The organism is Bacteroides sp. 51, from assembly GCF_010500965.1.
GTDB lineage: Bacteria > Bacteroidota > Bacteroidia > Bacteroidales > Bacteroidaceae > Bacteroides.
In genome coordinates, this window is sequence record NZ_QVMI01000006.1 from 131733 (window position 1) to 147150 (window position 15418).

Annotated in this window: 8 protein-coding genes; 6 read left to right on the forward strand and 2 right to left on the reverse strand. The window is 43.9% G+C overall.

Annotated features, from left to right (window positions below; translation table 11 throughout):
* Nucleotides 1–150: 150 nt before the first annotated feature.
* Together D0T87_RS06990 and D0T87_RS06995 are read right to left on the reverse strand one after the other, a co-directional pair.
* Entirely contained in the window at nt 151–1545 is a 1395-nt protein-coding gene (locus D0T87_RS06990; RefSeq protein WP_203558627.1) for a sulfatase-like hydrolase/transferase, read from the reverse strand.
* 94 nt (nt 1546–1639) lie between these two features.
* The gene (locus D0T87_RS06995) at nt 1640–3040 is read right to left on the reverse strand and encodes a sulfatase (protein WP_163174184.1); all 1401 of its coding nucleotides are present in this window, start codon (nt 3038–3040) and stop codon (nt 1640–1642) included.
* A gap of 196 nt (nt 3041–3236) precedes the next feature.
* Between D0T87_RS06995 and D0T87_RS07000 the strand changes: the two genes are divergently transcribed.
* The 6 genes from D0T87_RS07000 to D0T87_RS07025 all read left to right on the forward strand — a co-directional run bounded on the left by D0T87_RS07000 (nt 3237) and on the right by D0T87_RS07025 (nt 15396).
* Nucleotides 3237–4013 (forward strand): DUF5131 family protein, encoded by a 777-nt coding sequence (locus tag D0T87_RS07000; protein WP_163174186.1) that lies wholly within the window; start codon nt 3237–3239, stop codon nt 4011–4013.
* 222 nt (nt 4014–4235) lie between these two features.
* Complete coding sequence (locus D0T87_RS07005) at nt 4236–7262, forward strand: TonB-dependent receptor (RefSeq protein ID WP_239063529.1); 3027 nt, start codon at nt 4236–4238, stop codon at nt 7260–7262.
* Between the two features lie 22 nt (nt 7263–7284).
* On the forward strand, nt 7285–8811 hold the full coding sequence (locus D0T87_RS07010) for a RagB/SusD family nutrient uptake outer membrane protein (RefSeq protein ID WP_163174190.1): 1527 nt from the start codon (nt 7285–7287) through the stop codon (nt 8809–8811).
* 5 nt (nt 8812–8816) lie between these two features.
* The gene (locus D0T87_RS07015) at nt 8817–11219 is read left to right on the forward strand and encodes a glycoside hydrolase family 2 TIM barrel-domain containing protein (RefSeq protein ID WP_239063530.1); all 2403 of its coding nucleotides are present in this window, start codon (nt 8817–8819) and stop codon (nt 11217–11219) included.
* A gap of 12 nt (nt 11220–11231) precedes the next feature.
* Entirely contained in the window at nt 11232–13649 is a 2418-nt protein-coding gene (locus D0T87_RS07020) for a glycoside hydrolase family 2 TIM barrel-domain containing protein (protein ID WP_163174192.1), read from the forward strand.
* A gap of 244 nt (nt 13650–13893) precedes the next feature.
* Complete coding sequence (locus D0T87_RS07025; protein WP_163174194.1) at nt 13894–15396, forward strand: glycosyl hydrolase family 28 protein; 1503 nt, start codon at nt 13894–13896, stop codon at nt 15394–15396.
* Nucleotides 15397–15418: the final 22 nt, after the last annotated feature.

A 15418-nucleotide genomic window follows, 5' to 3' on the forward strand; every position in this document is an offset into this window, starting at 1 on the left:
AGCTAGTACAGTTAATGATATCCGATATTAATGGATAACAAAATCTATCTGTAAGGCTGAAAGCCTTACAGATAGATTAGAAAACTGATTTCTTATATAGAATATCAAATAGAATATCAAATATCAAGCTCTTAATAACCAATCATAGAGTTATTGTTCTATCTTCCATTCCTTGGGTGCAACGAAATCCTCTTTCCCCTCGTTATAGGGCAACACCTTGAACGGCGGTTGTATAGCGTCATATTTTTCGGCAATCCTTTTCAACCGTTTGACTTCATTCGGGAATTTGTTTGCTACATTCTCCTTCTCATAAGGATCTTGCGGATAGTAGGAAATGAAATCGCATTCCAGTTTCATTCTTCTATTCTTATCGGGTAAAACGAATTTGAATTGTTGATTGACTACCGCTCCGCAACCCAGATAGAAATCACGATCTATTTTTTGTGTCTTTCCGGTAAGCAAAGACGAAATATCCATTCCGTCGAACGGACGGTGAGGCTCACCCGGAATATTCAGCATGGCCCGGATGGTAGGCATGATATCCACAAACCCGGTGATCTGGTCTATTTTGCGATCTCCTTTGAACCCGGCAGGATAGGAGATAATAGCCGGCGCACGGACACCACCATCCCATTCGGTAAACTTTGATCCGCGTAGCGGGCGGTTCGTTCCGCCACCATTGGGTTCCGCGCCATTATCGCTAAAAAATATCACCAGGGTATTTTCTTCTATTCCGTTCTTTTTCAAGGCATCCATGATTTCGCCTATTCCTCTGTCCATACAAGTCACCATGGCGGAAAAGGTAGCAACTTTCTTTTCTTTTTTATCCAGTGCCTCCGGATTATCAGTATAAAGCGCCAGATCTTCCGGTTTAGCCTGTAGCGGACCGTGCGGTGCATTGTAAGCCACATAGAGTAGGAAAGGAGAAGATTGTCCGGCATATTGATCGATGCAACTTACGGCTTCACTGGTGATCAGATCCGTAGAATATCCCTTGTCATATGACGTTTCCCAGTTGCGGTGCCAGTCTAGTTCCCCCTCACGTTCGTGAGTGAAATAGTCGATAGCACCATTTAGATGACCATAGAAGAAGGTGAACCCTCTTTCAAGTGGATAATACGCTTTGCGTGAATGTCCCAGGTGCCATTTGCCGATGATTGCCCGGTTGGCATATCCGGCTTTACCCAACATGCCGGCCAGTGTTTCCTCTTCCGGGTCGAGGCCGAAGTCCCGCCAGGGTGGAATAACGGTTTCCCGGATGCCGAAACGGTTGGGGTACCTTCCCGTCATCAGTCCCGCACGGGTAGGTGAACTTACGGGTGCGGTATAGAAGCGGGTCATTTCAATACCTTCCCTGGCCAACTTATCTAGGTTGGGGGTCATGATTTTGCTTCCATGGAAGCCCACATCTCCCCAACCCAGATCATCGGCCAGTATGATAACGACATTCATTTTTTCATTTTCCTGTTGCTGTGCAAAGGCATTTCCGGTAGAGGCAATGCACAGCGAACCCAATAATAAAGAGGGTATTTGGGATGTTTTCATATATATCTTGTTAAGCTTTATTTTACAATTCTTTTTTAACCGCAGAGTTACGCAGAGTTGCGCAAAGGCATAAATTAGAAATAAAAACTCTGTGTTAATCCGCGTAACTCTGCGGTTCAGGTAAGGAAGCCCGCCATTTCAGTGCCTTCTCTTTTAATTCTTCCGTAATTGCAGGGTGGTTTGCACTGATATTCACCGTTTCCTGTGGATTTTCCCGTAAGTTGAATAGCATGACGTCAGACCCATCATGATTTACTAATAATTTCCAGTCGCCTTTCCGGATAGCAACATTGGGACTAGCATCTTCTTCTCCTTTGGGCTTGGGGAAAGCTTTGTTGTCATTCCTTCTATATTCCCAGTATATTTCTTTTTTTCTTTCCTGCGGAGTACCCAGCAGTGCTTTGCTCATATCTGTTCCGTCAGTCTGTTTCAAATAACCATTTGGGGTATTTACTCCCGCAATATGGCATAAGCTCTGAAACATATCTACTGCACTTACAACACTGGAGTCGTCTACCTTTCCTTCTGGAATCTGTCCTTTTGTATCCCAGATAATAAAGGGCATACGGGTTCCTCCTTCAAACAAGGACGCCTTGCATCCCCGCATATTTCCCGCCCGGCTTCCCCGGAAACTGGGTGCCGGACCGTTGTCACTGGTAAAGATGACAATGGTGTTATTATCCAGATTCAGGTCTTTAATACCTCGTAGTAACCGACCTATTTGTTTGTCATATTCCCTGAGTACGGTTTTGAAATTCTTTTCTGTTTGTACGCCTTTCGGGAAAAGGTCTTGCTCTTCCATATCTCCCACCCAGGGGGTGTGCATATCATCGGGCCATAAGTTAATAAAACAAGGTTCACCTTCGTTTCTTTTCAGAAAATCGAGGGTTTTATCTACAAAGTAAGCAGTTCTATTCCAACGTTTAATGCTGTCACTGGCTGCCCATATCCAATTGGTTGAGGTTAATAGTGGGTCGGGGTCTGGACTTTCATAGGTGCTGACGTACTCATCGTATCCATATAAGGCAAATCCAGGTGCGTTATCCACATCCCGGCCTCCTCCTAAATGCCATTTTCCAAAATGTCCGGTTTTATATCCTCCGGCTTTCATTGCGCGGGGTAAGGTTGGGGCATTAGTATCGAGGAAGTCGGCCATTTCGGCATCCCGGTTTCCTTTTCTGGTTTGTAGGTAGCTGGTAATATTCCACTGAGCAGGGTACATACCTGTAAGTAGCCCGGCACGCGAAGGTGAACTGATGGGCGAAGCACTGTAATATTGTTCAAATCGAATCCCCTCCTGTGCCATTTGGTCAATATGAGGAGTAGGAACAAAGTTTCCTCCATAAATACCGATATCTCCGTAACCCATATCATCAGTTAATATAAAGATGATATTGGGTTTTGAAGATTTGTTTTCTTTCTGCGGATTGGCGGAATAAGCTGAAATAAGCGGTAATCCGGTGAGTAATAAAGGTAAATAGATTGGTTTTTTCATGCGGTTAATGTTATATGTAGGCAAAGATATGTATTGTATTGAATGATGGAGTGAATGAATGTTCTTAATGTAGTGACTATTGTTCAAACGATGGTATAACCTAAATCTATTTTTTAGCTTTGGCTCAAAAGGTGATAAGATAATTTTTATATATATTTGCTTGGTGTTTTATTACCCTTTCTGAGAACAGGTAAGTATGGCTAAAAACGCTATTGAGTCAAAATCTAAAATGTGGAACCCGTGGCATGGTTGTCATAAGTTGAGTGCGGGTTGCAAATATTGCTACGTTTACCGGGGCGACTCGAAACGGGGTGTTGACAGTAGCATTATATCCAAAACTCAAAACTTTGATCTTCCGATTCAGAAGAAACGGAACGGAGAGTATAAAATACCTCCGGGGTCAATGGTCTACACCTGTTTTACTTCCGATTTCTTTGTAGAAGATGCTGATGAATGGCGTGCGGATGCATGGAAAATGATGCGAATCCGGAACGATTTACAGTTTATGATGATAACCAAACGCATTGATCGCCTACACGTCTCTTTACCGGACGATTGGGGCGAAGGGTATGATAATGTAACCATTTGCTGCACCGTTGAAAATCAAGACAGGGTGAATTTTCGGCTACCTATTTATAAAGATGCTCCGATAAAACATAAAATCATTATCTGTGAGCCGCTTTTAGAACAAATTGATTTACGTCCATTTGATATTGGCTCATGGGCGGAGCAGGTTGTTGCCGGTGGAGAGTCGGGTTATGAAGCCCGTCCTTGTGATTTCGATTGGATTATGGATTTGCGTAATTTATGTGTGGAGCAGAATGTTTCGTTCTGGTTCAAACAAACCGGAGCAAAGCTAATTAAAGAAGGAAAACTATATCACATTAACCGTCGGTTGCAGCATGTACAAGCCCGAAAATCGGGAATAAACTTTGATGCGGAAAAATCTACTGTTCCGAATGATAATAAATAGGAATGGTCAATAACAAATTACTATCTTTTAAAGTTATCTGGCTCTTAAACCAGAGAGAAAATAGGGCCGAAAGATATATAGCACTCTGTTAATTATCAGCCAATTACCGCAACTGTTATAAATTGGCAGTTTTGTGTTATCGAACTAAATTTAAAAGAGGCAACTTTGATCTCACAATATAGTTCGAAAACCACAATTAAAAACTAATGTGATACTATGGAAATGAAAAAGACACTTTGGAAGAAGATGAGTATGCCACTTATTCTTCTGTTGTTTGGTGCCCTTCCTTTGATAGCCCAAACTATTAACTTAAATGGTCTGGTTACGGATGCTAAGGGAGAAGGACTACCTGGCGTAAGCGTATCCTTAAAAGGTACAGGAACAGGAACTATTACAGATCTGAATGGTAACTATAGTCTGGATGTTCCAACCACAAACCGGTCTGTGCTTGTTTTTTCTTATATTGGTTATAAGAGTGAGGAAGTTGCTCTGACCGGTAATCAACGAAGATATAATGTTACTCTGCAAGAAGCAACCGAATTTCTGGATGAAGTTGTTGTTGTAGGTTATGGCGTGCAGAAGAAAGCCAACCTTACAGGGGCTGTATCTTCTTTGCGTGTTGATGACATTAAAGACATTCCCGTATCCAATACGGCCAGTTTGTTGCAGGGACGTATGAGCGGGGTTACCGTAAGTAATTTCTCGGCCCAACCCGGTAGAGACGGTGATGTAGAGATACGCATTCGTGGTATCGGTACGTTCGGAAACAGTAATCCTCTGGTGTTGATTGATGGAGTAGAAGGGTCTTTAAGTAATGTCTCACCAAACGATATTGAGAATATATCCGTATTGAAAGATGCTGCTTCTGCCGCAATTTATGGGGTGAGAGCTGCAAATGGTGTTATTCTGGTAACTACAAAACGGGGCAATGAATCCAATAAACTGTCATACAATGGCTCGTATGGGGTTCAACAGGCTACGGTTCTTCCTAAATTCGTAGACTCATGGCAATGGGCCACCCTCTTCAATGAACAAAATAATGCATTGGGCGAAGATGCACCGAACCGTAACTATACGGCAGATATGATTGCAAAGATGAAAGACGGAACAGACCGTGAAAACTTTGCTAATACCAACTGGATGAAAGAAGTATTCCGCACTGCACCGATTCAGAATCATTATCTGTCTATGACAGGTGGCGGTCAGAACTCCAATTATCTGGCTTCATTGGGCTATATGCAACAGGACGGTATCATGAAAGGTACGGACACGGAACGTGTCAATTTCAGACTGAATGCCGATACAAAGTATTTGAACATCATTACACTAGGATTGAATACAGCTGGTAGCTATCAAAAAGTAACCGAGCCTTTGGGTGGTACATGGAATGTATTCAATCAAGCCGTAGACCATGCCCGTCCTACCGTTCCAGTGAAATATAATAACGGACAGTGGGGACAATATGATGGAAATCCACAATTCCCGACATACCAAAGCAATCCGGTAGAAATGACTACATACCCAAGCAAAGAAAATATTTATAAGTTTGATGGAAAGGTATTCCTGGATATCGAACCCATAAAGAACTTACATTTTAAAACAAGCTTTGCTTATCAGTATAACGAAGCCACTACATCTGCCTTCACTCCTATATATAAACATTATAAAGCAGACGGCACATACATCACAAGCGGAATTCAGGCATTGGAAGAAAACCGCATCCTGCAACGTCAGTGGATTAACGAGAACCTTATTACTTACAACTTCGACCTGGCAGAAGCACATGCTTTTAACTTCCTGATCGGACAATCGTCTCAGTTTAATGGGAATAAATATTCTGAGGCCAGAGGCGAAGGTTTCTTATCCAATGGTGTTCATTCTATGGATGCGGCTCAAACCACCTCTTCGTATGGACGCGAAGAGGAAGCTGCATTACGCTCTTTTTTCGGAAGAATCAACTACTCTTATAAGAGTCGGTATCTGGTGGAAGCTAACCTTCGTCGCGACGAATCATCAAGAATTCCTAAGAAGAACCGGGTAGGTTATTTCCCTTCCGTATCTGCCGGCTGGAATATAGCTGAAGAAGCTTTTATGCAAGATCAGGGAGTGGTAGATGCTTTGAAACTCCGCGCCAGTTGGGGTAAGCTAGGTAATCAGGACATTGGTTTCTACCCTTATGCACAGACCTATATGTTGGGTAAGAATAACTATATATGGGGCGATGCTAAAGTACTGGGAGCTGCCCTGTCGGCTGCTGCCAACCCGGACATCAAATGGGAAACAACAACAACAACCAATATCGGCTTGGACCTTGTGCTTTTGAAGAAGTTTAATCTTACGTTCGACTACTTTAATAAGGTTTCTTCGAATATTTTGTTGAAACTTCCCGTAAGTGCTATCATCGGTGTGAATGATGCTCCGTATGTGAATGCCGCCGAAGTGAAGAACCGTGGTTGGGATCTTGGTTTGGGCTATAACGACCGTTGGAATGATTTCACCTTTGGTGCTAACATCAATCTTAGCCAGGTGAAGAATGAGGTAACAAGCGTAAACGGGCGTGAGGACTGGATCGACGAATGGACAATCAACCTTGCCGGACATCCCATCGGCTCTTATTACGGATATGTAGCCGACGGGCTATATACCTCTCAGGAAGAAGTAGATAACATGCCTGTTGGTTTTGGTAAACCACGTGTTGGCGATATTCGCTATAAAGATATCAGTGGTCCGGACGGTGTGCCCGATGGCGAGATAACCGACCATGACCGTACTGTTATTGGTAATCCATTCCCAAAGGTTTCATACAGTTTGAACCTGAATGCCGGATACAAGCAATTCGACTTCTCTGCATTCTTCCAGGGTGTTGGTGATGTAGACCGTATTGTAATAGATTATCCTTCCGGAAATGGAAGTGCAACAAAAGCGGTATGGAACAGATACCATGAAACCGAAAATCCACAAGGAACATACCCGGCTTTAGGAAATAAGTATAACGAAACTCCTTCTTCTTTCTGGATTAAGAGCGCATCCTACCTTCGTCTGAAGAACATCGAACTCGGATATAGTTTTAGTCCTGCTCTACTTAACAAAATTAAGGTACAACGCCTGAGAGTTTTTGTGTCGGCACAAAACTTGTTCACTATTTCGGATATCAAGAACTTCGATCCCGAGAAATACGCTGCCGATAGTAGTAACTGTACCTATCCGAATGCCAAAACATATTCAGTGGGATTAAATATTAATCTATAAATCTTAATACAATATATTCGTTATGAAAAAGATAAATATATATATAACCGCATTCCTTTTAGGATTAGGATTTACGCTGCCTTCTTGCTCCGACTTTCTGGATCGCGAAAATCCTTCGGAGGCCTCGGCCGGTAACTATTGGAACAACAAAGCAGAGGCTGAAGCCATGTTGGCAGGTTGCTACAGTGTTTTGCAGGAACAGGGCTTATATTATAACTACTATAATGCAGCCGACCCCCGGTCGCTGGACGGGTTCGGAACGACCGACGGATACAGCGGATGGTGGTTTTGGTCGCCTTCCGAGATGCCATTGAGTTGGGGCAGTCTTTCTCCTTCGTGCGAATTGGTAGATATTGTTTGGAAGGTATGCTATAAAGGCATAGCCAGATGTAATGAAGTGATTTATTATGTACCACAAATGGAAGAAGAGAACATAATACAGGCCGATGCCGACCGTATCATAGGCGAAGCGAAGTTCCTACGCACTTTCTACTATAACTATCTGACATCTTTATTCCGCGATGTATCTCTTTCTACGGAACCTACCGAGAATGGTTATATACCTGTCAGTCCGAAGGCTGATGTGGTAAAGTTCATCACTGATGATCTGAAAGCTGTAGCTCAGTCGGATGCTTTGCCCACTACTATTGCGGCCAGTGAAAGAGGAAGAGCAACTCGTGGAGCTGCATGGGCGTTACTTTGTCGCATCTATTTACACAATGAAATGTGGGCCGATGCTGCCGATGCTGCTTCCAAAGTAATGACTATGAATTATACACTGGAAGATGATTATCTGACGTTGTTCAGCGAAGCAGGAAACACAAGCAAGGAAGTAATCTTTGCCGTTCGGTTTAGTTCTGCCATTGATGGAACGGATAATAAAATGAGGGGGTTCCTTTCTACTCGTAATAATGAAGAATTTTATAGTCCTATCGGTGTAACCAATGATCTTATGGACGAATATTATGATATAGATGGAAACCCCGTAGCTCAGTCCTCTTATACGAAAGATGAACTGTTGGATTTTGCAAACAGAGATCCGCGGTTTGAATATAACATCCGTCTGAAAGAAGATTGGGTGAGCGATGACTGGATTAATTGGGAACAGGTTATTGCCGGACGTATTAATAAATATCAGGACTACACGGTTACAGAAAAGTGGTTCGACGATCAGGATTATTATGTGCTCCGTTATGCCGATGTACTCCTGATGCGTGCCGAAGCTTTGGCTAATAGTGGCGGCAGTCAGACAGAGATAGAAGGATTGATCAACCAGGTACGCGACCGTGCCAGTGTGAATATGCCTCACGTAACAGCCGCCGAGATTGCCAATGCAGGTAGCCTGCTAAATGTCATCAAGCATGAACGTAGAGTAGAATTCGCTTTTGAAGGACTTCGCTATTTTGACCTAAAACGTTGGCGCGAATATTCAAAACTATCCGAATTTGGATATGTTGGCGAGGCCAGATCAAAAGTATGGCCTATTCCTCAGGGCGAACTGGATAATAACAAGGCTATTGTTCAGGCCGTGGAATGGGGAGGTAAGTAAATAAAATGATGAAAAGGAACCATATCATAATCTCCCTTTTATTCGCTATTGCTTTTATCAGCTGTAATGAAACGGGCACTTCGCCTCGTATCCGATTACTTGATGATAACTGGCTCTTTCACTATGGCGATGTCGCAAACGGTGAGCAACCCACTCTGGATGATTCAATGTGGAGGAAGCTTAGTCTTCCTCACGATTGGACTATCGAAGATATTCCGGGCACGGACTCTCCTTTCGACTCAACCGTGATAAACGGTGTGGCGAGCGGTTTTACGCGCGGAGGTATCGGATGGTACAGAAAGCACTTTCATATCGCTAACGCCGAAGAAGGAAAGCGGTTTTATGTCCGTTTCGATGGGGTATATATGAACTCTGATATTTGGGTTAACGGCCGGCATGTAGGGAATGAGTTTTATGGTTACTCTACTTTTGGGTATGATATAACTCCGTATCTCAAATATGGTGCAGATAACTTGCTGGCTGTTCAGGTAAAGAGCGAGACGGTAACCTCCCGTTGGTATTCCGGTTCCGGCATTTATCGGCATGTTTGGCTGACAGCTACCGAGCCTTTATATATCGATCATTACGGCACGGTTATAACTACTCCGGAAGTTTCCGGACAAGTAGCTAAAGTTGCTGTTTCGACCACATTAATCAATGATACCGGTGAGCCTGTACAGCCAGTGGTTCGGCTTAAGATATTAAATTCCGGTAACCAGGTAGTTGGACAAAGCCAACAGGAGTGTAATATAATTAAAGGCGAAAAGCTGATCGTCAATCAGGAATTAATAGTAAGTAATCCGAATCTATGGTCGGTCGATACCCCCCATTTGTATACTCTGGTATCGGAGGTTATACAAGGTGGTAATATTGTCGATTCAACAAAAGAAACCTTCGGGATACGTTCTATCCTTTTCGATCCTGAGAAAGGATTCTTTCTGAACGGCGAAGCGTTAAAACTTAAAGGCGGTTGTATACACCACGATAATGGTCCGCTGGGAGCTATGGCGTTCGACCGTGCCGAAGAGCGAAAAGTAGAACTTCATAAAGAGGCTGGATTCAATGCCCTTCGCATGGCGCACAATCCACCATCGCCTGCTTTGCTTGATGCCTGCGACCGGTTGGGAATACTGGTTATTGACGAAGCATTCGACGTCTGGAGGTACGGACACTTTGAGGAAGATTATTCCAAGCGTTTCGATGAATTGTGGCGGCTTGACCTGGAGCGAATGATTATACGAGATCGCAACCATCCTTCGGTTATTATGTGGAGTATCGGGAATGAAATCAAACAGAACGATACGGCGGAAATGGCAGATCTGTCCCGACAATTGGCCGAATACACCCGTTCGATAGATGATACACGTCCTGTAACGGCGGGTGTCAATTCAGTCTCGGAGTTGAAAGATGCTTACCTGGCTACTCTTGATGTAGCCGGATATAATTATTCTCCCCGGGAGTACGTGTCGGGACACGAACGTCATCCGGAACAACTGATTTATGCTTCCGAGTCGTATGCCAGCCAGGCTTATGATTACTGGAAAGATGTGGAGAAGTACGACTGGCTGATTGGTGATTTCATCTGGACATCGTTCGATTATATCGGCGAAGCAAGCATTGGTTGGTATGGCTACTATCTGGAGCAAAGCTTTTATCCTTTCTATCTGGCCTATTGTGGCGATATAGATGTTTGTGGTATCAGGCGTCCGCAGTCTTATTACCGGGAAACATTATGGAGCAATACGTCAATGACGTATATCAGTATAACTCCACCCGTTCCTTCTTTCCGCTTGAACCCCAGAAAAGAAGATTGGAGTGTATGGGATTGGCCCGACGAGATCCATTCGTGGAACTTTGATGGTTGTGCGGGGCAGGATTTGAATGTTTGGGTATATACTGCATGTGAGGAGAGTGAGTTGTTCTTTAACGGCGAATCTTTAGGACGGAGAACGAATACAACGGATGCTAAAAACAAATTAGGCTGGAAAGTGCCTTATCAGGAAGGTGTTCTGGAAGCTAAAGGTTATATCAAAGGGCAAGAGGTTACGACCTCCCAATTAAAGACCGCCGGCGAGGTTGCAAACATAAGAGTCACTGCCGATAGAACCATGCTTTCGGCCAACGGACAGGATTTGAGCTATATTACTGTGGAACTGATTGATGCCGAAGGAAATGTAAACCCACTGGCCGATCATCTGGTTACATTTGAGGTTTCCGGAGAAGGTTCCCTGATTGCCGTAGCCAATTCAAATCCGATGAGTACCGAAAGTTTTCAGAAGGATTACCGTAAGGCTTGGCGGGGGCAATGCCTGGCTATTCTAAAATCGGAAAAGAAAGCCGGAAACATCCATCTGACTGTAAAAGCTACTGGTTTGCCGGATGCGCATATTTCAATAGGTGTAAAATAGATAATAGAACAAATGGGGTGTAGATTAAGATACGTTGCAACTCTTGCTTTCGCTATGGTTATTCTTATGGCGTGTACGGATGCGAGTGAGGGAGAATTTGTTCGTAAACAGAGCTTTAATGAAGGGTGGAGCAGCGAGGCGCTGCACCCAGGTTTCCATGCGGAATCGAAACCTGGCTCCGGCGCCTCGCCGGTGCCTCATGATTGGAGCATGGAAATGCCCTTTGCCAGGAGCGAAGGTGGAATAGCCATTGGGCAGACACAAGGCGGAGTTGCATGGTATCAGAAATCATTTAAAATCCCGGCTGGGGACGCTCATAAACGTCAACTTCTCTATTTCGAAGGCGTCTATATGGAGTCGGAAGTTTGGATGAATGGGCAACAGGTTTCTTATCAACCCTACGGCTACACTTCCTTCTTCTGTGACATAACAGATCACTGCCATCCTCCGGGAGAAGAAAACACGGTTGCCGTGAAAGTAAAGAACGAAGGTCGTAACAGCCGTTGGTATGCCGGATCGGGGATTTATCGCCCGGTGTGGTTGATTTCGACCGATAAACTTCACCTCGACGAATGGGGCGTCTTTATTACAACGCAGGCATTGCCCGGTGATAAAGCGAGGGTAGAACTGGCTATTGATGTATCGAACCAATCGGCAGAAGAGCAAAATAGTACGATAACCGTTATCATAAAAGATCAATCCAACCAAATTGTATCTAAGCAGAAGATCGGGGAAGGGATAGGTGTGGCAGAAACCAAGACCATCCGCCCTTCCTTCGAGATTCTGAATCCTCAAAGGTGGTCTGTCGATTCTCCTGTTCTTTATACGGCCGATATCAGATTGGAAGTAGAAGGAGCGTTAAAGGATTTTCTTTCTGTTCCTTTCGGAATCCGTGAGATATCTTTCTCTGCCCAAGAGGGTTTTCTTTTAAACGGCCAGCCCTTGAAACTAAAAGGCGGTTGCGTACATCACGATAACGGATTGTTAGGTGCTGTTGCCATAGACCGTGCCGAGGAGCGAAAGGTTGAGCTGTTAAAAGCCAATGGATTCAATGCCGTACGCACTGCCCACAACCCACCGTCGGAGAAGTTTCTGGAAGCTTGTGACCGATTGGGATTGTTGGTTATAGATGAGGCTTTCGACCAGTGGCAGAAACAAAAAACGCCGCAAGATTATCATCGCTTTTTCGATGAATGGCATGAGAGAGACCTGGCTTCTATGGTGCTCCGTGATCGTAACCACCCTTCCGTTATTATGTGGAGTATTGGAAATGAGATACAAGAACGTTCCGACTCATCTGGCGTTGAAATAGCCCAAAGGTTAAAAACAATCGTACGGAAATATGACAATACGCGCCCTGTGACGGCTGCCGTAAACGATTATTGGGACAATCCCCACTTGAAATGGAGTGATTCGCCCGCTGCTTTTGCTTCTCTCGACGTTTGCGGCTATAACTACATGTGGTGGGAATATGAAAATGATGTCAAACGCTACCCCGAACGGGTTATTTATGGTAGTGAGACTACCGCTATGGAGCGTGCCGTAAACTGGGATCTTGTAGAGAAACACCCCACTATCATCGGCGATTTTATCTGGACAGCCATTGATTATCTCGGAGAGTCCGGCATCGGTCATGCACTAAATGTAAAAAACGGTGAGAAAGACCCTCCTCAGTTTCTTGATTGGCCGTGGTTTAATGCCTGGTGTGGCGATATTGACATTTGTGGAAACAAGAAACCGCAAGCAGCCCTGCGCGATGTACTTTGGCGGGAAAGCCCTATCACGATGCTCGTTCACCGGCCCATTCGCGAGGGGTATAAAGAGAAAGTCAGCTACTGGGGTTGGCCCGACGAAGAAGCCCATTGGAATTGGAGTGGGCATGAAGGAGCGGATATGAATGTGAAAGTATATACCCGCTATCCGTCCGTAAGATTATATCTGAATGGAAACCTGCTGGCCGAAAAGAAAACAGAAGAAGACGGCATTCATAAATACTCGGCAGGTTTCAACGTGGAGTATCAACCGGGCGAGTTGAAAGCAGTAGGCGTAGGCGGGGATGTAGAACAAGAATCAATCGTGTTGACAACAACCGGTTCTCCCGTAGGCATCCGTTTGGTGGCCGACCGGACAGAATTACAGAATACCAGAAACGATCTCTCCTATGTGCAAATTGAGCTGATTGATGAGCGAGGCAATATTGTTCCTGATGCAGATGTGAAACTGGCATTGAGCATATCAGGTAATGGCCGGATACTGGCAGCAGGAAATGCCTGTCCCACAGATATGGAGAGCTTTCGTTCTCTTACGCCGAGAACATATAAAGGCAGGGCATTGGCTATTCTTCAACCATTGGCAGACAAGGGGAATATGAAACTCCGGGTTAAGGTTGAAGGTTTTGAAGAGCAAATACTAGTTGTTAATGCCAGATAAATGTTTACATGATATATCCTCTTCGAAACAACGTTTTGCGTTTGCGGCAAACACGAACTCGCGTTTGCCGCAAAGATCGATCGACGTTTGCCGCAAACGCAGGTTGATGTTTGCCGCAAACGCAAAATCGGCCTCACAGCATATTGTGGATGGGGCTGAGAGAGGAAAAATAAGCATCTGAACAGATGAGTGATGAAGATGGTGTAGTGAGATATGTTTACAGTTCTAAAATTATAGAGTGGAAATGAGAAACATGATTCTTAAAATAAAGTTTGTTTTGTTACTGGTTTGTTTCTTTCAAGTGGAAGCAAATGGATCATTCATAACGAAAAGCACATCGTTCGAAGTTCGCATGGATGGTCAGGAGCAGTTTGTTCACATGTTCGGGCAATTCGATATTCCTGTGCATGCTGTTCATTATACATTAAGCGACAGCAAATCAATAAACATCAAAGTAAAAGCGAAAGAAGAGATACAAACATATTCCATAAGTCCGCTGAGTCGGGGTATTGTTGGATGTGTCGACGGTAAAGAGTTGTCTTTTACACTAGATAAACCGGAATACCTCATCATTAAAATCAATGAACTGGAATACCTCTTCCTGATGATAGATACTCCGATAGAGGAACCATTGGAGTCTGCTTATGTAAAAATAACGAATATTCTCGATTATGATGTTGACAATACAGGCCATACTTTATCTACCAGTCTGTTGCAACGCGCTATCGATGAAACTGCCAGGGAACGAAGCATCCTTTACATACCCGATGGTACATACAAAACCGGTCAGCTGAACCTGCCCGATCATGCCCGCATCTTTCTGGCTCCCAATGCCTGTATCAAAGCCAGTACCGATACCATTGATTTTCCGGATAAAGCATTGCTTTACATGAATAGTGCAAGGCATATTCAAATCTTCGGGCATGGCACGATTGACGGATCGGGTTACACCGGTTTGCGTGAAAACGGTGGGCAGGGTTATTATCTGATCTATATCTCAACCTGTATAGACATAAATATGAATGGGCCGTTGTTGCTCGATCCTTGTTTCTGGAATGCCCGGGTGTATAGATCTAAAAACGTAAACCTCAGAAACATCAAAGTACTCAACAACCGGCCCGCAGAGAACTGGAATAATACAGATGGCATTGATTTTGACTCTTCTGTTCATTGTTCATTAGTCAATGGCATACTGCATTGTGGCGACGATAACCTGGTGGTTAAAGGCCTGGATGCCGAACATCAATTCAATACCGAAAATATACGGTTTGAACGGATCGTTACGCTAAGCAATTCAGCGGCAACCAAAATAGGAACCGAAACCTGTGTGGAACACTTTAAAAACATCACATTTAAGGATATTGATATCGTGAAATGTAAGCGGGCTATGGTGATCAACGCATACGACTCGGCTCTTGTACACCATATCGTTTTTGAAAATATAAACATTGAATCTTTTGAATATAACGGCGTAGAAGCACCGCGGATGATTGATTTTGAAATAACCGATACCTCCTGGCGGCCATGTGCCGGAGATTGCATGATCGAAAATGTGGTGATAAAGAACATTAATATCCACTGTGATATAGAACAGGTTCATTCACAAATCATCGGGAAATCGGATATGTATGCCGTGCGGAATACTGCAATTGAAAACGTAAAAGTCAAAGGTAAACCGGTAGAATATAAAAAAGATATCAACCTCCTGACTAACGACTATGTATTTGATCTAGCCATTAAACCATGAATTTAAACAATTAATAGACACA